Raw genomic sequence first — 20901 nt, forward strand, 5'->3', positions numbered from 1 at the left:
TCACCCCTTCTGGCCGATGCGGCTCTCGGTGCCGGCACGAATGCGAGCGATGTTTTCGCGGTGCCGCCAGAAGATCAGCAGCGTCAACACGATGCTCAACGCCAGCGCCGTGCCGTGGCCGAGCATCACTGCCCAGATCGACGAGAAGGCGGCCGCCGCCAGCGCTCCCATCGAGGAAATGCGGCTGACCGCTGCCGCGGCGAGCCAGGTCGCACAGCAGGCGACGCCCACAGGCCAGGCGAGCGCGAGCCAGATGCCGAGGAAGGTCGCGACGCCCTTGCCACCGCGGAACCCCAGCCAGACCGGGTAGCAATGGCCGAGGAAGGCGGCCAGCGCGGCCAGTTGCACCGCGTCCTCGCCGGCAAAGCCGCGTGCCAGCAGCACCGCCACGGCCCCTTTGCCGCCATCCAGCAGCAGGGTCAGCGCTGCGGCCAGCTTGTTGCCGGTGCGCAGCACGTTGGTCGCCCCGATATTGCCCGATCCGATCGCGCGCAAGTTTCCGAGTCCCATGAGTCTCGCGAGGATCATGCCAAAGGGGATCGAGCCGAGCCCGTAGCCGAGGAGGCCCCAGAGGATCAGTTCGAAGGCGGTGGAGTCGAAGGTCGGCATCAGTCTCTCCTGAAGACCGGCGCGCCGGCGACATAGGTTGCGATCACGCGCCCCTGCATCCGGGCGCCGTCAAAGGGCGTGTTGCGTGACTTCGAGCGCAACGTCGTGCGGTCGAGCACGAAGGGCACATCCGGATCGAACAGCACGAGATCTGCGGGCGCACCGGGGGCAAGCCGGCCACAGGGCAAGCCGAGGCGCTTGGCCGGGTTCAGCGACAGCGCGGCGAAAAGCGTCGGCATGTCGACCTGCCCGGCATGGAAGAGCCGCATCGCCGCGGGCAGCAGTGTTTCAAGCGCCACCGCGCCGCTCGCGGCTTCCTCGAACGGCAGGCGTTTGGATTCCTCGTCCTGCGGGGTATGCATCGAGCTGATGATGTCGATCAGCCCATCGCGCAGCGCCTCGATCACCGCGATCCGGTCGTCCTCGGCGCGCAGCGGCGGCTTGACCTTGAAGAAGGTGCGGTAATCGGCGACGTCCAGATCGTTCAGCGTCAGGTGATGGATGCTGACACCTGCCGTGATGTCCAGCCCGTTGCGCTTGGCGCGTTGCAGGGCGGGCAGAGCACGGGCAGTGGTGATCTGGTCGGCGTGATAGCGCGCCCCGGTCATCTCGAGCAACGCGATGTCGCGGTCCAGCCCCATCCGCTCGGCCATCGGCGAGACTGCGGGCAGTCCCCTGAGCGAGGCGAACTTGCCCGAGGTTGCGCAGGCGCCATCCGACAGGATCGGTTCCTGCGGGTGGGCGATCACCAGCGCTCCGAGCGCGCGCGCATAGGTGAGGGCACGGGCGAAGACCTTGGTGTTCTGCACCACGTGGTCGCAATCGGTGAAGGCGACGGCACCGGCATCCATCAGGAAGCTGATCTCGGTCATCTCGCGCCCGGCGCGTCCCTTGGTCAGGGAGGCCATCGGCAGCACGTTGACCGGCGCGGCGGCATTCGCCCGCCGGGTCACGAATTCCAGCGTTTCCGGGCTGTCGATCGCCGGGACCGTGTCGGGTCGCGTCACCATGGTCGTGACACCGCCCGCGGCAGCGGCCAGCCCGGCCGAACGATAGCTTTCCTTGTGCCGCTCGCCGGGTTCACAGACCTTGACGCCGATATCGACGATGCCCGGGGCGAGGCACTTGCCGTTGCAGTCGATCACCTCGAGCGTCCCGGGTGGCAACTTGAGCGCGTTTGCGATTGCCGCGGGCGTCTCGGCCGATTCGGGCGGGGCCGCGATTGCTCCGTTACTGACCAGCAGCATGCCGGGCTGGTCGGTCCGGGCCTCGGGGTCGATCAGGCGGGCGTTGATGAAGAGTTGAACAGTCATGGACGCGCCTTTTCTATCGCGGCGATGGTCGCTGCAGGATCGGCCTGGTAGCGGATCAGGTGCTTGTGGCCATCGGTCGTGACGACCTGCACGAAACTGGCCATGCTCCGCAGGGTGGCGATCTGTGCCAGCGGAACGCGCTGTCCCATTGGGCCGACCAGCGCATCGTCCTGAAGCTCCCAGACTTGCGACAACTGTTCGGAGGCCATGTACCAGCCGCGCAAGGCAATTGCCGCCAGCCCCGCGACCGCGCCGGTCCAGATGTGGGGATCTCCCAGCAGCCAGAGGATCAGCATCGCCGCCGCCATGGCGAAGGCGGCCAGCTTGACGTGGCTTTGTACATAGGCGTCGCGGTCGGCCGGAAAACGCACGACGGTGCCGCTCATCGCAGCACCAGGTAGACGACCGCCGCGATCAGCAACATGAACGCCGCGAAGATTCCGCCACCGATCTGGCGAGCGCGCTGTCGCGCGGCGCGGGGCGAGCGCGGCGCATCCGTGTTGGGCCGCGCGCTGGCGGTCTCGATCGGCGTGGCGGTCCAGTCGAGCGGCGGTTCCTCGTAGGTGGCGACCAGTCGGATGTCGGAGGTCGGGTGCAGAGTCACGGCACGCCCCCCGAAGGCGCGGCTGAGCACCAGCATGACGTGGCCTTTCAGCGACTCGAGCCTGGCGCGGTCCGGCGCGACCTGCTCGGCGGGGATGCCGCAGCCTTCGACGAGATAGCCCGCGAGGCCCAGCTGTTCGAGATCCTCGACCGGGAAGATCTCGACATAGGCGGGATCGACCTGCAACACGCCGAGCACCCCGTCCGGACCGCCCGGCTGACGCAGGTCCTCCGCGCAGTCCTCGGGCATGTTCAGTTCGAACACCCGGACCTTGCCGGTCTCGTTGGCGGGGATGATCAGAGGTTGGGTCATGCGGCGTCCGGGCGGCTGGACAACAGGTTGCGGGCCAGAAGCTCCATCGCAGCCATGCGCACGGCGACGCCCATCTCGACCTGGTCCTGGATTACCGAGCGGTTGATGTCGTCCGCGAGCGTGCCGTCAATCTCGACCCCGCGGTTCATCGGCCCGGGATGCATCACGATCGCATCCGGTTTCGCGAGGGCCAGTTTCTCGAGGTCCAGGCCGAAGCGATGGTAATACTCGCGCTCGGACGGAATGAAGCCGCCATCCATGCGTTCGCGTTGCAGGCGCAGCATCATCACCACGTCGGCATCGGCGAGACCCGCATGCATGTCGTCGAAGACTTCGACGCCGAACTGCTCGATCTGGCTGGGCATCAGGGTCGGCGGGCCGATCAGCCGAATGCGGTTCTCCATCTTGCCCAACAGCAGGATGTTGGAGCGTGCAACGCGCGAATGGGCGATGTCGCCGCAGATCGCCACCGTCAGCCGGTGCAGCCGCCCCTTGGCGCGGCGGATCGTGAGCGCGTCGAGCAGCGCTTGGGTCGGATGTTCGTGCCGCCCATCGCCGGCATTCAGGACCGCGCAATTGACTTTCTGCGCGAGCAGGTCGACCGCGCCCGATTGCGGATGGCGCACCACCAGAAGATCGGGGTGCATCGCGTTCAACGTGAGGGCGGTGTCGATCAGAGTCTCGCCCTTCTTGATCGAACTTGCCTGCATCGCCATGTTCATCACGTCTGCACCGAGCCGCTTGCCGGCGATCTCGAAGGAGGCCTGGGTGCGGGTCGAGTTCTCGAAAAACATGTTGATCTGCGTGAGGCCCGCCAGCACGTCGGAATGCTTGGCCGACTGACGGTTCAGCGTCACGTAGTCTTCGGCCAGGTCGAGGATCGTGGTGATGTCCTGCGGGCCAAGCTGTTCGATTCCCAGCAGGTGGCGATGGAGAAAGGACATGGGCGCTCCGGTGATGATCACCGCCTTATAGGAGGCTGCTAGAGGGCCGGCAAGAAGCCCGGGCACCCGGTGTGCGAGACGGGACGGAATCTGGCGATATTTGACCGGAAAGACGCGGTGGAGGTTTTCGTGCCCCCGTGAAGCGACTAGCGTCCCTAGAATGGATTCGGTGAAGGACATGGACACGGCCCGCGCACTTCTGGCGTGGCAGATCGAACTCGGCGCGACCGAGGCGATCGCGGATGCGCCCATCGACCGTTACGCGGCACCGGCCCGCGCCCCCTGGCTCGCGCAGCCGGCGGTGCAAACAGCGCCCGCGGCGGCCGCGATGCACGTCGCCGCAGAAGCCGTGGACCCTGTCGATGACGCGCGCAAGGCAGCGAAGGCGGCATCGGATCTCGACCAGTTGCAGGCGGCCCTGGGCGCCTTTCCCCATTGCGAGTTGAAGAAGGGTGCCCGCAACCTGGTGTTCTGCGACGGCGTGCCGGGCGCGCGCGTGATGATCATCGGCGAGGCGCCCGGACGGGATGAGGACCGCGAGGGGCGGCCGTTCGTCGGACGTGCCGGGCAGTTGCTCGACCGGATGCTGGCGGCGATCGGTCTCACGCGCGACAGCTCGGTCTATATCACCAACGTGGTGCCCTGGCGTCCGCCCCAGAATCGGGACCCGAAGCCCGAAGAAATCGCGATGATGCGCCCGTTCCTGCAGCGTCACGTGGACCTTGCCGCGCCGGATGTGCTCATCTGCATGGGAAATGTCAGCTGCGATGCCGTTCTTGGGCGGCGCGGCATCCTGCGCCTGCGCGGAAACTGGGCCGAGGCCTGGGGCCGCCCGGTCCTGCCAATGACGCATCCTGCCTACCTGCTCCGCACGCCGAGCGCCAAGCGCGAGGCCTGGGCCGATCTGCTGGAGTTGCAGGCGCGGCTGCGGGAGCAGCGAAATTGACGAGGATCTGATCATGTCACGCATTGATGAAACCATGGAATTCATCCCGGTCCGGATCGCGGTTCTGACCGTGTCCGACACCCGGAGTATCGAGGAGGACCGGTCGGGCCAGGTCCTGGTCGACCGGTTGACCGAAGCAGGACATCTCCTGGCGGATCGCAAGATCATCCGGGACGAGCGCGCCGAAATCTCCGCGCAGTTGCGCGCCTGGATCGAGTCGTCCGACATCGACGTGGTCATCAGCACCGGGGGCACCGGTCTGACCGGGCGTGATGTGACCGTGGAAGCCCATCGCGACGTCTACGAAAAGGAGATCGACGCCTTTGGGACCGTCTTCACCATGGTGTCGATGGCCAAGATCGGCACCAGCGCCGTGCAGTCGCGCGCGACCGGCGGCGTGGCTGGCGGGACCTATCTTTTCGCGCTGCCCGGCAGCCCCGGTGCCTGCAAGGATGCCTGGGACGAGATCCTCGCCCGGCAACTGGATTATCGCCACCGGCCCTGCAATTTCGTCGAGATCATGCCGCGACTGGACGAGCACCAACGCAGAAAGTGACGCAGAGCCGCCAGAGCCGTTCCATCTTGGCATTTTCCGCAGTGCCGCTAGGTTAGAACACAGGGCGCGACATGCGCTTTCGAGGTTTCCGGGATGCGGTTCTTGCGACAGAGTCTGGTTGGGGTCTTCCTGGCGTCCGTGACGCTGGCCCTTCTGGTCTATGCGGCCAGCCTGGTAGTGTCGGCGGTCCAGACGCGGATGAACGACGACCGCTCGCCCCCGCCGGCGCGTGAACGGGTCTTCGCCGTCAACCTCGTGACTGCGAAACTCGAGACCGTCGCACCGCTCATGCAGGCCTTCGGTCAGGTTCAGAGTCGCCGCACTCTGGAGCTGCGCGCGGCGATCGGCGGCCGGATCGTCGATCTTGCGGACAATTTCGAAGAAGGCGGCGAGGTGCGCGCCGGCGAGGTGCTGATCCAGATCGATCCGGCAAACGTGCAATCCGAGTTCGATCGGGTCGAAAGCGACCTGATGGATGCGCAAGCCGAAGGCCGCGACGCGCGGCGCTCGCTCGATCTGGCACGCGACGAACTGGTTGCGGCCGAGGATCAGGCCAAGCTGCGGGAAACCGCCTTCCAGCGTCAGAAAGATCTTGAATCCCGCGGGGTCGGTACCGCCGCGGCCGTCGAGATCGCCGAACTGGCAGCAGCGTCGGCCCGACAGGCGGTGCTGTCACGCCGTCAGGCGGTTGCGCAGGCCGAAGCGCGGGTCGATCAGGCGGCCACGCGCCTTGCGCGCGCCCGGATCGCGCTGGCGACGGCGCAGCGCGACCTGACCGAAACCACTGTCTCGGCTCCCTTCGATGGCACTTTGAGCGAGGTCGACCTTGTCGAGGGTCGGCTGGTCTCGCCGAACGAGAAGCTGGCTCTGCTGGTCGACCCAACGGCGTTGGAAGTGGCCTTCCGGGTGTCGACCGCCCAGTACGCGCGCCTGCTGGACGCGTCCGGCGTGCTGATCCCGGCCGAGGTCACGGTTTCGCTGGATGCGGCGGGTGCGGACCTCATGGCAACGGGGAGCATCAGCCGCGACAGCGCCGCAGCGGGCGAGGGGCAATCGGGTCGGCTGATCTTTGCGCAGCTGCAGACCGCGCCGGGGTTCAAACCCGGTGATTTCGTCACCGTCGCGGTGCAGGAGCCGCCGGTCGCCGATGTCGCCCGCCTGCCAGCCTCGGCTCTGGACGCTTCGGGAACGGTGCTGGTGATCGGGCCGGACGATCGCCTGGAGGCGTTGCCGGTGACACTGGTGCGCCGGCAGGGCGATGACGTTCTGGTGCGCGGCGAGGGGCTTGCGGGGCGAGACGTGGTGGTCGGGCGCACGCCGCTTCTGGGCGCGGGCATACGGGTCCGGCCGTTGCGGGACGAGGCGCAGGCCGAGCCGGACCAGGCGATGCTGGAACTGACCGAAGATCGCCGCGCGCGGCTGGTGGCGGTGGTCGAGGCCAATGACCGGATGCCGTCCGAAGCCAAGGCAAGGGTGCTCAACCAGCTGGGCGAAACGCGCGTGCCCGCGCAACTGGTGCAACGGATCGAATCGCGAAGCGGGGGCTAGGCCGTGGCGCGCGACATACCCCGCGCGGCCGGTGGCGTGCTGTCCTATTTCACGCGGCATCGCACGGTCGCGAACCTGTTGCTCGTCGTCATGCTGGTGTTGGGCGCGGCGGCGATGCCGAACATGCGGGCGCAGTTCTTTCCCGACGTGATCGTCGACAACGTCACCGTTTCGGTCGAGTGGGAGGGTGCCGGGCCCGAGGATGTCGATGGTGCCATCGTGCAGGTGCTGGAGCCGACGCTCCTGTCGGTCGACGGGGTCGAAAGCAGCGAAGCGACCTCGCGCGAGGGGCAAGCCAACATCACGCTGGATTTCGAGCCCGGCTGGGACATGTCGCGCGCCGCGGACGACGTGCAGGCGGCGGTCGATGCGGTCACCACCCTGCCCGAGGAGGCCGAAGAACCGTCAGTGCGGCGCGGAGCGTGGCGCGATCGGGTGACGGACGTGGTCCTGACCGGCCCCATCGCGCCCGAGCAGTTGGCGCTGTTCGCCGACGAACTGGTGACACGCCTGTTCAGGGTCGGTGTGACGCGCACCACGATTCGTGGGGTCGCGGCGCCCGAAACGATCGTCGAAGTGCCCTCGGCCAAGCTGATCGCCAACGATATCGGGATGACCGACATCGCCGAGGCCATTGCGGCCGAAGTCAATGCCGACCCGGCCGGGGACGTGACCGGCGCCAACGCGCGGGTGCGGACCGGCACCGAAAAGCGCAGCGCCGAGGATATCGCCGGGATCGTTCTGCGCTCCAATCCAGATGGCTCCAAGCTGACGATCGGCGACGTCGCCGAGATCAGGGTCGAAGGCGTCGACCGCAAGCGCAGCTATTTCGTCGGCGCGAACCCGGCGATCTCGATCCGGGTGGACCGGTCCGACCAGGGCGACGCCATCGGCATTCAGCGCACGGTCGAAGAGGTCGCAGAGCAGATGCAGGCCAGCCTGCCCGCCGGCGTGACCATCGAGCTGATCCGCACCCGCGCCGAAGCGATCAGCGGGCGGCTCGATATCCTGATCGACAACGGCCTGATGGGACTGGGGCTGGTGATCTGTCTGCTGTTCCTGTTCCTCAACGCGCGCATCGCCTTTTGGGTCGCCGCGGGCATCCCGGTCGCGATGTTCGCGGCGATCGCGCTGATGTATGTGGGGGGGCTGACTCTCAACATGGTCAGCCTGTTCGGCCTGATCATCACCTTGGGCATCGTGGTCGACGACGCCATCGTCGTGGGCGAACATGCGGACTACCGCGCAAGGCGGCTCGGCGAACACCCGGTGCAGGCAGCCGAGAACGCGGCACGGCGCATGGCCATGCCGGTCTTCGCCGCAACCCTGACGACGGTGATCGCCTTTTTCGGGCTGACGTCCGTGGGCGGACGGTTCGGGGACCTGATCAAGGATATCCCCTTTACAGTGATCGCGGTGCTTCTGGCGTCGCTGGTCGAGTGTTTCCTGATCCTGCCCAACCACATGTCCCATGCCATCGCCCACTCGGCCAAGCAGCATTGGTACGATCTGCCCAACCGGATCGTGAACCGGGGTTTTCGATGGGTACGCGACACCTTGTTCCGCCCATTGATGGGCTTGGTGGTTCGGGGGCGTTACGTGGTCATCGCGGCGGTTCTGGCGGTGCTTGCCGGCCAGCTTGCGGTGTTTATCCGGGGCGACGTGCAATGGCGCTTTTTCAACGCGCCCGAACGCGGATCGGTCACCGGGAATTTCGCCATGGTCGAAGGGGCTTCCCGCGACGACACGCTCGAGATGATGCGCGAGATGCAGCGCGCGACCGAGGCTCTGGGTCAGGAATACGAGGCGCGCTACGGTCTCAATCCGCTCGATTATGTTATGGCCGAGATCGGCGGCAATTCCGGCGGTGGGCTGGCAGGTGTCGAGACCAAGGACACCGACCTCCTGGGTGGTATCTCGATCGAGCTGATCGACGCCGATCTGAGACCCTATTCCAGCTTCGCTTTCGTGGCCGAGCTGCAGGAAAGCGTGCGCAATCACCCGCTGGTCGAGACGGTCTCGTTCCGTGGCTGGAGGTCTGGTCCGGGCGGGGATGCGCTCGACGTGCAGTTTTTCGGTGCGCGCGTGCAGACGCTCAAGGCGGCAAGCCAGGACCTGCAGACGGCGTTGCTGCGCTATCCCGAGGTTTCTGCGGTGCAGGACAACCTCGCCTACGACAAGGAAGAGCTGATTCTCGACCTGACCGCGCAGGGCCAGGCACTCGGCTTCACTATTGACTCGCTGGGCCGCGCTCTCAGGGCGCGGCTGAACGGGATCGAGGCGGCGACCTATCCCGACGGTCCGCGCAGCGCCGCGATCCGGGTCGAGTTGCCCGAGGGCGAATTAACGGCGGATTTCCTCGAACGCACCTATATGCGCACACCGGGTGGTGTCTATGCGCCTCTCGCCGACATCGTCAGCGTCGAACGGCGCAGCGGCTTTTCCACCGTCCGGCGCGAGAACGGGCTGCGCCTCATCTCGGTCACCGGCGACATTTCCGAAGACGATCCGGCCCGCGCGCAAGAGATCCAGACCGCGCTCGAGACCGAGATCCTGCCCCGGATCGCCAGCGAGCGGCAGGTGGAATGGCGCCTGTCGGGACTCAGCGAACAGGAGGACGACTTCCTCAACGATGCGCGCACGGGTCTTATCCTGTGCCTGACAGGGATCTATCTCGTGCTGGCCTGGGTCTTCGCCAGCTGGACGCGGCCTTTCGTGGTTATGGCGATCGTCCCGTTCGGTCTGGTCGGCACGATCTATGGCCATAATGTCTGGGAGGTGCCGCTCAGCATGTTCACGGTCGTCGGCTTGCTCGGCATGACCGGTATCATCATCAACGATTCGATAGTCCTGGTCACGACGATCGACGAATACGCCAAGGAGCGGGGCCTGATCCCGTCGATTATCGATGGCGCGACCGACAGGCTGCGCCCGGTGATGCTGACCACCCTGACGACGGTGCTTGGTCTCGCGCCTCTGCTCTATGAGCAGAGCCAACAGGCGCAGTTCCTGAAACCGACGGTGATCACGCTGGTTTATGGCCTTGGTTTCGGCATGGTTCTGGTGCTGCTGGTGGTTCCGGCGCTGGTCGCGATCCAGAACGATGTGCGCCGCCCGCTGATCGCCCTGCGGCGCGCTCTGCACAGCCCCAACCGCCCGCTGCGGGGGCTGGTCGCGGGGGCAGGGGCGCTTGTGCTCTTGTGGATGGGAGCGACGATGGGCTTCGCCATGGTGACCGGCCGCCTGCTGCCGGGACTCGAAGGACTCGCGCCGGGACTCGCGGCCACGGGCGCGCTCCGCGCTGCGTTGGCGCTCTTTGTGCCGGGCGCTTTTCTGATCACTCTGCTGGCTTTCCTCGTGGCGGCGGTGGGTCTTGGCCGCGCTCAGTCGCGCCGGGCCTGAAGCCGCAACAGCGCCTGTTCCGCAAGCGGCAGCACCCGGTCACTGGTAACGAGGCCACCTGCGCGCAGGCGCGCCAAAGGCACCCAGGTTGCCTCAGTCACATCATCCGCCGGCATCGGCGTGCCCCGCACATAGCGGCACAAGACAGCGGCCAGAAGGTAGTGGACGGTAACGCGGCCCTCCGCACCGTGGCGTACGACGTCGATATTGGTCAGATACTCGAGCGGTTCGGCTGTGATTCCGGTTTCCTCGAACACCTCGCGCGCGGCAGCGTCCAGCGCGCTTTCGCCCAGTTCGACGTGGCCGCCCGGAAAACCCCAGAGACCGGCGTCCGGCGGATTGCGGCGGCGTGCCAGCAGGACATTTTCGCCGTCGAACAGGACCGCGATCGCCCCGAGCCGTGGTGCCGAAAGAGTCATGTCATCCGGGGCTGCAGCCGACGATATCCACCGCGTGACGTTTGCCCAGCACCGTGATGCGGATGGCCGAGCGATCCAGCGCCAACGGACCGTTCTTGACATGAACGAGGTCGCTGGCGGCGAACAGCACGTTGCCTTGCCTGCGGGTCTCGGCAGGCGACGCCCAGATCAGCGCGCTGCCCGGTTCGATCACGGCGACTTCCGTCCCGCCCGAGGATGGCATCGTGATCCGCGCCTCGATCCGCATGCCGTCACTGGTCGGGCTCAGACGGCAGGTGGCTGCGCTGACGCCGGCTTCGCCGCGGCTGTAGGGGCGCTGCGCCATCGCCGCGGCAATGGCCGGGTGGCGGCCAGCCTTGGCGTCAAGCGTATGGTCGACCGTCAGCGTGCCCGGGATGCAGACATCCTTGCAGAGGCCGATCTCGACGGTTCCCTTCAGGCGCACCGGTTGGGACGGATCGCGTGGCGTGACCTCGACGGGCAGAACCAGTTGCCGGTCATATCCGATGGACTGCACGCCGTTCTGATCGAACACGTGCGGGGTCGGCCAGTGATAGCTGACCTTGCCGATATTGCTCGATCCGCTCCAGTCGAATTGCGGCGGAATGCCCGCGTCGCCGGGCGCGCGCCAATAGGTCTTCCACCCGTCCGAAAGGACCAGCCGAAGTGCGCTCATATAGGTGCCGCTTCCGGTCTGCCCGCCGTCCAGCACATGGACCCGCACGAGATCGTCCATCGCCACTTGCGCGCGAAGCCCAGTCGGCGAGAGCGAAACGGCGGCGACAACGGCCAGAAGAGCTGCGATACGGTTCATCATTCAGGATACATGCGGCTTTCGCGATGAAATGCCAAGTCACGTTCCGGTCAATGCTGCGCCTATTCTGTCGCGCCTCGGGGGTCTTGCACGACGCGGACTGCGCGGCCATGTTGGAGACACCCGGTTGGACACGGCTCCGTGACCGGTGTGGTGCAACAGGGACGACGTATGGATCTGACGGGAAAACTCTTGATCGCGATGCCCGGGATGGGTGACCTGCGGTTCGAGCACTCCGTCGTGTTCCTGTGCAGCCACGGGGACGATGGCGCCATGGGGCTGATCATCAACAAGCCGGCCGAGGACGTGCGCCTGTCGCATCTTCTGGAACAGCTCGACATCAGCCCGACTCCCCCTGGCCAGGACATGCCGGTTCATTTCGGCGGTCCGGTAGAAAGCGCCCGGGGATTCGTGCTGCATTCCTCCGAATACGCCTCGAGCCTGCAGTCGATGCCGGTCAGCGACGAGTTCAGCATGACGGCAACGCTCGACATTCTCGAGGATATCGCGACCGGCAGCGGACCCGACAAGGCTCTGATGATGCTGGGCTATGCGGGCTGGGGGCCAGGCCAACTGGAAAGCGAGATCGCCCTGAACGGCTGGCTGACGGCGGATGCGGATGCGAACCTCGTCTTCGATGCGGCGGATAGCGAGAAATGGGGCGCGGCCCTGCAATCGCTGGGCGTCGATCCGCTGACCCTGTCGGCGAGCGCCGGTCACGCCTGAGACGCGGGGCGGTTCAGTCCCGCGGAGCGGCCGCGCGGCGCAGCCTGTCGTTGATCGCCAGTCCGAGGCCTTGCACAGGGACCGGCGCGACCGCGATCGGACGGCCGGTGGCATCCAGACGATGCAGATGATCGAACAGGTTGGCGGCGGCCTCAGCAAGGTCTCCCGTGGGCGAGAGGTTGAGGTCGCAGTCCATGGGGCCGAAGCCGAGCAGCACCTCGCCAGTCCGCGCAGCATTTGCGTTCAGGCGGACGGCGGCGGCCGGGGCGTAGTGTGACAGCATCTGGCCCGGCGCCGACAATCCTTCGCTGTCCTCGCGTTGCCTCAGTGTCTCGCCGAGCAGGTCTTCGATCCGTTCGGTGGCGAGCCCGCCGGGGCGGAGCAAGACCGGTCCCTCCGACGCGATTCCGAGAATCGTGGATTCCAGCCCCACAGTGCAGGGGCCGTCATCGAGAATCGCCGCGACTCGCGGGCCCAGACCGGCCGCCACATGCAACGCCGTTGTTGCACTGATCCGTCCTGACGGGTTGGCCGAGGGGGCGGCGACAGGACGGTCGACGGCTCGCAGCAAAGCCTGCGAAGATGGCTGCGCCGGAACGCGAACGGCCAGTGTCTCCAAGCCCGCCGTCACCAGCGACGCGATGCCGTGATCTGGCGCAAGCGGCAACACCAGGGTCAGCGGACCCGGCCAGAATGCGCCTGCCAGACGTTCGGCCATGTTGGACCAGACGACATGGCGTCGGGCGGCCTCGGCGTCGGCCACGTGGACAATCAGCGGGTTGAAACTGGGCCGGCCCTTGGCGGCGTAGATGGCGGCGACCGCAGGTCCAGAGGTGGCGTCGGCACCAAGCCCATAGACGGTTTCGGTCGGGAACGCGACCAGTTCGCCCGCGCGCAGCAGCCTCGCGGCACGCGCGATGCCCGCCTCGGTCGACGGCAGGATGAGCGGGTCTGGACTGTCCATGGCTGTGACGCGGCGTTTCGGTTGCGTGGCGGAGCGGTGTGGTTTGGAATGGGTTGGCATTCTTTCCATAGCGGCGGTACCAGCCGAATCCAAGTCCGCTCGCGCCCAGCCCAAGAGGTTACCCATGCCCTATCGTGCGCCGGTTTCAGACTACGAGTTCTTGTTCGACAAGGTGGTCGGATTCCAGCAGGTCGTCGCCACAGAAAGGTTCTCGGACGCCACGCCCGACGTGGTCGGAGCCATCCTGACCGAAGCGGGCAAGATGTGCGAGGAAGTCATCGCGCCGTTGCAGCGCAATGGCGACCTGCACCCGGCGCGACTTGAGAACGGCATCGTTCGCACCTCACCGGGCTTCGCCGAGGGCTGGCGCGCCATCGCCGAAGGTGGCTGGATCGGCATCAGCGGTGATGTGGAGTATGGCGGAATGGGCCTGCCGATGACCGTGACCACCGCGGTCAACGAGATGATGGCCGCGGCCTGCATCGCATTGCAACTGGCCCCGCTGATGAGCCAGGGGCAGATCGAGGCGCTCGAGCATCACGCCAGCGACGAGCTGAAGGCCCTGTATCTGCCCAAGTTGATGTCGGGCGAATGGACCGGGACGATGAACCTGACCGAGCCGCAGGCCGGGTCGGATGTCGGGGCGCTGAGCACCAAGGCCGAGCCCAACGGGGATGGCACCTATGCGATCACCGGGCAGAAGATCTATATCAGCTGGGGCGATCACGACGTCGCGGACAATGTCTGCCACCTCGTCCTTGCGCGTCTGCCCGACGGTCCCAAGGGCACCAAGGGGATCTCGTTGTTCCTGGTGCCAAAGCGCATTCCCGATGCAGATGGCAAGGCGGGCGTCGCCAATTCGCTCAAGGTGGTGTCCCTCGAACACAAGATGGGCCTGCATGGCTCGCCCACCGCCGTCATGCAGTATGACGGCGCGACCGGCTGGCTGATCGGCGAAGAGCATGACGGCATGGCGGCGATGTTCACGATGATGAACAACGCGCGGCTTGGAGTCGGCGGGCAAGGCATCGGCGTTGCCGAGGGCGCCTACCAGCATGCCCTGGCCTATGCGCTCGACCGCAAGCAGGGTCGGTCCTATCACGGCTACACGATCGCTGCCCATGCCGATGTCCGCCGGATGCTGACGACGATGAAGGCCGACATCTTCGCGGCGCGCGCCATCGCCTTGTCCTGTGCCGTCGCGATCGACATGGAAACTGCCACTGGCGAGCCCGACTGGGCGGCGCGCGCGGCGCTGCTGACGCCGATCACAAAGGCTTTCGGCACCGATACCGGCGTCGACCTGGCCAACATGGGCGTGCAGGTGCATGGCGGTATGGGCTTCATCGAGGAAACCGGCGCGGCGCAATACGCGCGCGACGTGCGGGTGACCACGATCTACGAAGGTACCAATGGCATCCAGGCGATGGATCTGGTCGTGCGCAAGATGATGGATGGCGGCGAGGCTGCGTCGCAGTTGCTGGACGAGATCGAAGCCCATGCCGAAGCTGCCCGCGATGTGCTCCCCGAAATGGCAGAGGCGGTCTGGCAGGCCAAGGAAACGCTGCGCGAGGCGACCGAATGGCTGGTGGCGCAGGATGACGTGAACGATCGCTTCGCGGGCGCCGTGCCCTATCTGCGCGCCTTTGCGCGGGTTCTGGGCGGGCATTTCCACTTGATGGCGGCGATGGCCGACAAGGGCGGGCCGCGCGAACACCTGGCCCGTTTCTACATCGAACGCATGTTGCCCGAACATGTCGGCCTGCTGGCCCATGCGCAGCGTGGCTCGGACGGGATCTATGCGCTCAGCCTCGACGACCTGGTGGCGTGAGCGTGGATGCCGACGTTGCGCCGATCCTGAGATATCCCTGGGAAACGCCCCCCGCTCAGAGGGAGGCGACAGAGGTGGCGCCGGGCGTGTTGTGGATGCGCCTGCCGCTGCCGATGAAGCTCGATCACGTGAACATCTACGCGCTGGATGATGGCGACGGATGGACCGTGATCGACACCGGGTTCGACACTGGAACGACACGGCGGATATGGGGCGACTTGCTGGCCGGCCCCCTCGCGGGCAAACCGGTTCACCGGGTCGTGGTGACGCATCACCATCCCGACCACGTGGGTCTCGCCGGATGGTTCCAGGCCGAGCACGGGGCCGAGTTGATCACGACGCGCACAGCCTGGCTGTTCGCGCGGATGCTGCTACTGGACGACCAGACGCGCCCGCCGCCCGAAACCCTCGCCTTCTGGCGCAGCGCGGGGATGGATCCAGAGATCTACGCGCAGCGTGCGGCGGAAAAACCGTTCAACTACGCCGACATCGTCGCGCCAATGCCGCTGGGCTTCACGCGGGTGAAACAGGGCGACGTGATCGAGATGGGCGGGCGTCGCTGGGATGTGCATATCGGCAACGGACATGCCCCCGAACACGCCACCTTCTGGAGCCGCGACGATCATCTCGTGATCTCGGGGGACCAGATCCTGTCGTCGATCAGTCCCAATATCGGCGTCTACGCCACCGAACCCGAGGCCGATCCGCTGGAAGGTTGGCTTGAGGCCTGCGAGCGCTTTCAGCCGATGGCGCGCGAGGATCATCTGGTCCTCGGCGGGCACAAGCTGCCCTTTACCGGTCTGCCGTTCCGGTTGCAGCAGTTGATCGAGAACCACCACGGCGCGTTGCGACGGCTGACCGAACTGCTGAGCGAGCCGAAGCCCGCCTCGGCCTGCTTCACGACGCTGTTCAAGCGGCGCATCGGGCCGGGAGAGTACGGGCTCGCGCTGGTTGAAGCGATTGCCCATGTCAACCATCTCTACAAGCAGGGACGGGTCAGCCGCACCCGCCGCGATGACGGGGCGTGGCTCTATCAACGCAGGGAGTGAGCCGATGGACGAGAAGATCAGCACCACCGCCGAAGCGATCGAGGCCGACGTCTTGCCGAAGATGCGCGAGGTTCATGCCGATCCCGACGATTGCGCAGGCCCCTCGGCGGTGCCCAACCGTCTGAAACAGCCGGTCGACGGTAAGAGCCCGGCGCAATGGGCCTATGAACGGCTGATCCTGTACATCCAGAACTTCGAACAGCAACTCGACGCTGAGCACGAAGTGGCGATGGGCTTCGCCGGCGGCGACGCCGGTGTCCTGCGGATCCAGGGGCTCGGATACTATGATCCCGACATCGTGACCTTCTATGGTACGGATGCCTCGGGTGTGCGCACGCAACTGGTGCAGCATGTCAGCCAGCTGAGCGTTTTGCTGCGCGCACTGCCCAAGCCGCTCGAGGATGCGCCCGCCACGCGCATCGGGTTCAGGTTGGCGGCCGGGCTGGAAGAGGACTGACCCCTTGTGCTGAGACCGTCCGCCCCCTTTTATGGGACCGGACACAAGGGAGGTCTCGATCATGACGGCCGTTTCAGCAGTTCTCGGCGCATTCACGGATGCGTGGAGCCGCCGCAGGGTGATCGTGGGCGTCTACCTCGCGCTGCGTCTGGTCAGCTATTCCGTCCTCGCACCGCTTCTGGCGGCGCTCATCGGCTTTTCGGTCTCGCTCTCGGCGCAATCGGCACTGACCGACCAGGATATCGCCGGGTTCATCCTGAGCCCTGCGGGATTCGTCGCCGCGGTCTTGGTGCTGAGCCTGCTTTTGGTCGTCGAGGTTCTGGGCTTCGCGCTGATGACGGCGATCTGGCGATCCGGCGCCCAGGAACGGTTCGAGACTGTGCGCACTGCGGTTTTCGCCGTCGCGCATCGGGGCTGGCCTCTACTGCAATTCGCCGTGCTCTTCGTGCTCCGGGTGTTGGTGCTGGCGGCGCCTTTCGTTCTGGCCGGGCTGCTGGTCGCCTGGATGCTGCTGAGCGACTATGACATCAACTACTACCTGACCCAAAAACCGACAGAGGCGTTGGTGGCCGCTGCGCTGATCGGGCTTCTGGTGCTGCTGTTGGCCGCGCTGCTGCTGGTGCAACTGACCGGCTGGGCGCTGTCGCTGCACCTCGTGCTCTTTGCAAAGACCGCGCCGACGGCAGCCTTCCGTGAAAGTGCGGCGCTCATGGCAGGCAAGAAGTTTCGGTTGCAGCGCAAGATTCTGGTCTGGCTGCTTCTGCGTTTCCTCATGCTCAACGCCGTGGCGCTGCTGGCGGGGCTGATCCTGAACCTGATCCCCTTCGACCTGGAATCGGGCTTGCGCGGGGTGCTGACCGTCACGCTGGCGGTGGCGGCCCTTTGGATGCTGGCCCGGCTGGTGATTTCGGCATTGGCGTTGGCCGCTCTCGCCCGGGTGATCGACGGGCTCTATGCACCCGACGCGGCGCTCGAGGTGCCACCGGCCCCGCGCGCCAAGGGCGTCAAGGCGCGCCTGCTTGGCGCCATCGGTGTTCTCGCAGTTGTGGTTGGTGTCGGGTTCTGGGCCGGGGCGCGCATCATCGATGGGATTTCGACAAAGGACAATGTCGAGATCATCGCCCATCGCGGCGCTGCCGGAATCCGACCCGAGAACACGTTGGCCTCGGTCGAACAGGCGCTCGAGGACGGGGCCGACTGGGTCGAGATCGACGTGCAGGAAACCGCGGACGGGCAGATCGTCGTGGTCCATGACAGCGACTTCATGAAACTGGCCGGCGTCGATCTCAAGGTCTGGAACGCCACGATGGAGGACCTGGCCGAGATCGATATCGGGGGCTGGTTCGATCCGGTCTATGCCGACCAGCGCACCCCGCTGCTGCGCGAGGTTCTGGAACGCGCCCGGGATAGGGCGAAAGTTCTGATCGAACTCAAGTATTACGGGCACAACGAGAACCTTGAACATCGCGTGATCGAGATCGTCGAGGACCTGGGCATGCAGGACCAGGTCGCCACCATGTCGCTGAAATACCCGCTGGTGCAGAAGATGCTGGAGCTGCGGCCGGACTGGCCGAGCGGCGTTCTGGCCGCCACGGCGGTCGGGGATCTCTCGGGGCTGGATGGCGATTTCGTCGCGGTCAGCGCGGGCAGGGCGAGCCCCTGGCTGGCGCGTTCTCTCGAGAACCGCGGCAAGGCGCTGTTCGTCTGGACGGTGAACGATCCGCTCGAGATGTCCAAGATGATATCGATGGGTGCCGACGGGCTGATCACGGACGAACCGGCGCTCGCCCGCAAGGTGGTCGCCGCACGGGCGGACCTCAGCACGCCCGAACGGCTTGTTCTGTGGTTGACCGAGGAACTGGGCATCGCGCTCAACGACAAGGCCTATCGCGATGGCTCGCCCTAGAACTGTGCCGCGAGTCGCGGCCCTCGTGGTGCTGGTGGCCGGTCCGGTGCTGGCGCAGGAGCCCGAAACCGGGCTGACCCGGACGCTGGAACTGCGCGCGCACCAGGCGCTGATCGACCGGATTGCCCGGCCCGATACCGGGCTCGCGCCATTTGAAACCGATGGGTGCAGCGGCGGGCTGTCGCAGGTCTGGGGCATGGTCTCGGCCCGGTTTCCCGAGTTTGCCGAAACCTATAAGGCCGCGCCGCCATGGGAAGCCTGCTGTTTCACGCATGACCGCGCCTATCACGCCGCCGCCGAGGCCTCGACGGCGGAGGAGAGTTATGACGCGCGCGTTCTGGCCGACGCCGAACTGCGCTCTTGCGTCAACGAGACCGGCCGGTTGCGCCGGAGCGAACTGGCCGAGCAATATGGCGTGACACCCGACCGGGTCGAGTTGGCATACGGCCTGATCGCGGATGCGATGCATCTTGCCGTCCGGTTCGGTGGCGGGCCGTGTTCCGGTCTGTCCTGGCGGTGGGGGTATGGCTATCCCAACTGTTCGGTGCTGCAGACGCTGACAGGCGATTGATCCCGCGTTGCCTGTCCATGATTGACGTCGCGCGGCCTGCGCGCGATTGACGTGGTGACATGGATTTGCGAATGCGCTAATCAGGCCAAAACCAACGCGAACGGGAAAACTGACATGGCGGAACACAAGCACGGCGAGATGGACATCAAGGTCCAGACCGAGACTTTCGACGGGTTCATGAAGTGGACCACCTGGGCGGTGATCGTCATTCTGGCCGTTCTCGTCTTCCTCGCCATTTTCGCTCGCTGACAGATCGCCTGACATGCGGCGTTTCCTGATCGCGGCAGCCTTGCTGCTGACCGTAGCTGGTTGCGCGACCCAGCAGCCCTATGCTTCGGACGCCGAAGTCTTGGCTGCTTCCTACAGGGAGCCGGGGCCGAAGTCGCTGACCGTCTACACGATGATCAACAACCGTTCGGGCGAGGGTGCCCATACCGCGATGCTGATCAACGCGTCCGAGCAAGTGATCTTCGACCCCGCCGGCTCCTTCTATTCCTCCGCTGTGCCCGAGCGGGACGATGTGCTGTTCGGTATCACTCCCGGCATGGAAAAGGCCTATCGCAGCGCGCATGCGCGCAGCACCTACCACGTGGTCAGCCAGACAGTGCAGGTCACGCCCGAGCAGGCGGAAACGGCCTATCGCCTTGCCCTGTCCAACGGTGCCGTGCCGGGCGCCTTCTGCACCAGCGCGACCTCCAAGCTGCTGGCCAACGTGCCCGGGTTCGAAAACGTCAGCACCACGATGCGCCCGAAGAAGCTGATGGCACAGCTCGAAGAGATGCCTGGCGTCGTGACCACGCGTTATTACGAGAACGACAATCCCGACCTGCAACTCGCACTGGCCGAAGCCGATGCGCGATCATCCGAGTAGGTAGAGAAGTCCGAACAGCGTCACCGCACCGCTGAAAATCGCTGCGACCACGTTCCGTGTCAGCAAGCCGACAGCCAGCGTCATGCCGGCGGCGGCCATGCGTGCGGCATCGGGTTCGCCGCCCGTCGCGGCAGGCCAGATCACCAGCGGCGTGACCAGCGCGGGCAGGATCGCGACCGCGGTGTAGCGCAGGTGACGCAACAGCCATGTCGGCATCGCCCGATTGCCGACCAGCCCGATGAACACGAAGCGCAGCGCGAAACTGCCGATCGCGAGCCCTGCGATCACGGTCCAGAGCGTGGCCTGGTCGAACGCCTGAACGGTCTCGGTCATCGGGTCCGGGCCTTGCGCTCGAGCGCCAGTTCCGCCTGTGCACCGGCCATCATACCGGCGAACCCGGCGATCAGCAGGCCGAGGTTGTAAGGCACGCCGGCAGCCAGGATCGCGGTCACGATCGAAACCAGCGCCGCGATCACATGCGCCGGCGTGCGCAGCATCGGCGCGATCATCGCGAGGAACGCGATCGGCAGCGCGAAGTCGAGCGCCCAGCTTTCGGGAATTTGCGCCCCCATCATCGCGCCGGCGAGGGTCGCCAGGTACCAGAGTGGCGCGATCAGGCCGACGGTTCCGGCGAAATAGGCCATGCGCTGCGCGATCGTCATCTCGGGTTCGAGTTCGAAGCGCACGATGGAGAGGGCATAGGATTGATCGACCGTGAAATAGGCGGCAAGGGTCCGTTGCCACAGTGGCGCCGCCCCGAGGTAGGGCGTCAGCGAGGCGGAATACATCGCTACGCGCAGGTTGACCGCCAGAGCCGAGGCCAAGACGATCAGGGTGGGCGTGTTCTCCTGCATCAGCTGCAGCGCCGTGAACTGGGCCGCACCGGCGAACACGGTCATCGTGAAGGTCATGGTCTCCAGCAGGTTCAATCCGGCCTCGACCGCAAGCACGCCAAACAGCAAACCGAACGGACCAGCCACGAACACGAAAGGCAGGCTGTCGCGAATGCCCCGCCAGAAGTACGAATTCGGTGTGGTCGCCGTCATGCAATGCCCCTAG

General features: G+C 66.0%; 22 protein-coding genes. 12 read left to right on the plus strand and 10 right to left on the minus strand.

The window, feature by feature from the left end:
• The 5 genes from plsY to JF290_RS06920 are packed head-to-tail and all read right to left on the minus strand — an operon-like array spanning position 1 to position 3782.
• Entirely contained in the window at positions 1-609 is a 609-nt protein-coding gene (plsY, locus tag JF290_RS06900; protein WP_199024111.1) for a glycerol-3-phosphate 1-O-acyltransferase PlsY, read from the minus strand.
• Positions 609-1922, minus strand: a complete 1314-nt coding sequence (pyrC, locus tag JF290_RS06905) for a dihydroorotase (RefSeq protein WP_199024112.1) — start codon at positions 1920-1922, stop codon at positions 609-611. The genes plsY and pyrC overlap by 1 nt, the downstream gene beginning before the upstream one ends.
• Positions 1919-2308 carry a hypothetical protein gene (locus tag JF290_RS06910; RefSeq protein ID WP_199024113.1) on the minus strand — a complete coding sequence of 130 codons (390 nt, stop codon included), beginning with the start codon at positions 2306-2308 and terminating at the stop codon, positions 1919-1921. The genes pyrC and JF290_RS06910 overlap by 4 nt, the downstream gene beginning before the upstream one ends.
• Positions 2305-2838 carry a hypothetical protein gene (locus JF290_RS06915; RefSeq protein ID WP_199024114.1) on the minus strand — a complete coding sequence of 178 codons (534 nt, stop codon included), beginning with the start codon at positions 2836-2838 and terminating at the stop codon, positions 2305-2307. Before JF290_RS06915 ends, JF290_RS06910 begins: the two co-directional genes overlap by 4 nt.
• Positions 2835-3782: an aspartate carbamoyltransferase catalytic subunit gene (locus JF290_RS06920; protein WP_199024115.1), complete on the minus strand. Its 948-nt coding sequence runs from the start codon at positions 3780-3782 to the stop codon at positions 2835-2837. The genes JF290_RS06915 and JF290_RS06920 overlap by 4 nt, the downstream gene beginning before the upstream one ends.
• 160 nt (positions 3783-3942) lie before the next feature.
• On the opposite strand from JF290_RS06920, the gene JF290_RS06925 reads away from it, so the two are divergent.
• The 4 genes from JF290_RS06925 to JF290_RS06940 all read left to right on the plus strand — a co-directional run bounded on the left by JF290_RS06925 (position 3943) and on the right by JF290_RS06940 (position 10234).
• A complete protein-coding gene (locus JF290_RS06925; protein WP_199024116.1) occupies positions 3943-4728 on the plus strand; it encodes a uracil-DNA glycosylase in 786 nt (261 codons plus the stop codon).
• 13 nt (positions 4729-4741) lie between these two features.
• Positions 4742-5284, plus strand: coding sequence for a molybdenum cofactor biosynthesis protein B (gene moaB / locus JF290_RS06930; RefSeq protein WP_199024117.1), 543 nt, complete (start codon positions 4742-4744; stop codon positions 5282-5284).
• Between the two features lie 93 nt (positions 5285-5377).
• Entirely contained in the window at positions 5378-6832 is a 1455-nt protein-coding gene (locus tag JF290_RS06935; RefSeq protein ID WP_199024118.1) for an efflux RND transporter periplasmic adaptor subunit, read from the plus strand.
• Positions 6833-6835: 3 nt separating this feature from the next.
• Positions 6836-10234: an efflux RND transporter permease subunit gene (locus JF290_RS06940; RefSeq protein WP_199024119.1), complete on the plus strand. Its 3399-nt coding sequence runs from the start codon at positions 6836-6838 to the stop codon at positions 10232-10234.
• On the opposite strand, the gene JF290_RS06945 is transcribed toward JF290_RS06940, so the two are convergent.
• Both JF290_RS06945 and JF290_RS06950 read right to left on the minus strand, forming a co-directional pair.
• Positions 10216-10653 carry an NUDIX hydrolase gene (locus tag JF290_RS06945; protein WP_199024120.1) on the minus strand — a complete coding sequence of 146 codons (438 nt, stop codon included), beginning with the start codon at positions 10651-10653 and terminating at the stop codon, positions 10216-10218. The genes JF290_RS06940 and JF290_RS06945 overlap by 19 nt on opposite strands.
• Before the next feature lies 1 nt (position 10654).
• Positions 10655-11470, minus strand: a complete 816-nt coding sequence (locus JF290_RS06950) for a protein-disulfide reductase DsbD domain-containing protein (protein WP_199024121.1) — start codon at positions 11468-11470, stop codon at positions 10655-10657.
• A 168-nt stretch (positions 11471-11638) separates the two neighbouring features.
• Here JF290_RS06950 and JF290_RS06955 point away from each other — a divergent pair, with 168 nt between their 5' ends.
• Positions 11639-12193, plus strand: a complete 555-nt coding sequence (locus JF290_RS06955) for a YqgE/AlgH family protein (RefSeq protein WP_199024122.1) — start codon at positions 11639-11641, stop codon at positions 12191-12193.
• Positions 12194-12206: 13 nt separating this feature from the next.
• Here the strand turns inward: JF290_RS06955 and JF290_RS06960 are convergent, their stop codons facing one another.
• Positions 12207-13157 carry an L-threonylcarbamoyladenylate synthase gene (locus JF290_RS06960; RefSeq protein ID WP_199024348.1) on the minus strand — a complete coding sequence of 317 codons (951 nt, stop codon included), beginning with the start codon at positions 13155-13157 and terminating at the stop codon, positions 12207-12209.
• Positions 13158-13281: 124 nt separating this feature from the next.
• Between JF290_RS06960 and JF290_RS06965 the strand changes: the two genes are divergently transcribed.
• The 7 genes from JF290_RS06965 (at position 13282) to JF290_RS06995 (ending at position 19842) form a co-directional block, all read left to right on the plus strand.
• Positions 13282-14988, plus strand: a complete 1707-nt coding sequence (locus JF290_RS06965) for an acyl-CoA dehydrogenase family protein (protein ID WP_199024123.1) — start codon at positions 13282-13284, stop codon at positions 14986-14988.
• 2 nt (positions 14989-14990) lie between these two features.
• Positions 14991-16037, plus strand: a complete 1047-nt coding sequence (locus tag JF290_RS06970) for an MBL fold metallo-hydrolase (protein WP_425503933.1) — start codon at positions 14991-14993, stop codon at positions 16035-16037.
• A gap of 4 nt (positions 16038-16041) precedes the next feature.
• Positions 16042-16494 (plus strand): DUF6173 family protein, encoded by a 453-nt coding sequence (locus JF290_RS06975; RefSeq protein WP_199024124.1) that lies wholly within the window; start codon positions 16042-16044, stop codon positions 16492-16494.
• 61 nt (positions 16495-16555) lie between these two features.
• Positions 16556-18400 (plus strand): glycerophosphodiester phosphodiesterase family protein, encoded by a 1845-nt coding sequence (locus JF290_RS06980; protein WP_199024125.1) that lies wholly within the window; start codon positions 16556-16558, stop codon positions 18398-18400.
• Positions 18387-18971 carry a hypothetical protein gene (locus tag JF290_RS06985; protein ID WP_233155187.1) on the plus strand — a complete coding sequence of 195 codons (585 nt, stop codon included), beginning with the start codon at positions 18387-18389 and terminating at the stop codon, positions 18969-18971. The genes JF290_RS06980 and JF290_RS06985 overlap by 14 nt, the downstream gene beginning before the upstream one ends.
• Before the next feature lie 114 nt (positions 18972-19085).
• Positions 19086-19220 carry an aa3-type cytochrome c oxidase subunit IV gene (locus tag JF290_RS06990; RefSeq protein WP_199024126.1) on the plus strand — a complete coding sequence of 45 codons (135 nt, stop codon included), beginning with the start codon at positions 19086-19088 and terminating at the stop codon, positions 19218-19220.
• A gap of 13 nt (positions 19221-19233) precedes the next feature.
• Positions 19234-19842, plus strand: coding sequence for a hypothetical protein (locus tag JF290_RS06995; RefSeq protein ID WP_199024127.1), 609 nt, complete (start codon positions 19234-19236; stop codon positions 19840-19842).
• Here JF290_RS06995 and JF290_RS07000 read toward each other — a convergent pair.
• The gene (locus tag JF290_RS07000) at positions 19831-20175 is read right to left on the minus strand and encodes an AzlD domain-containing protein (RefSeq protein ID WP_199024128.1); all 345 of its coding nucleotides are present in this window, start codon (positions 20173-20175) and stop codon (positions 19831-19833) included. The two genes, JF290_RS06995 and JF290_RS07000, sit on opposite strands and share 12 nt — an antisense overlap.
• Positions 20172-20888 (minus strand): AzlC family ABC transporter permease, encoded by a 717-nt coding sequence (locus tag JF290_RS07005; RefSeq protein WP_199024129.1) that lies wholly within the window; start codon positions 20886-20888, stop codon positions 20172-20174. The genes JF290_RS07000 and JF290_RS07005 overlap by 4 nt, the downstream gene beginning before the upstream one ends.
• Positions 20889-20901: the final 13 nt, after the last annotated feature.

The sequence above is a fragment of the Sedimentitalea arenosa genome (assembly GCF_016428585.1).
Taxonomy (GTDB): domain Bacteria; phylum Pseudomonadota; class Alphaproteobacteria; order Rhodobacterales; family Rhodobacteraceae; genus Sedimentitalea; species Sedimentitalea arenosa.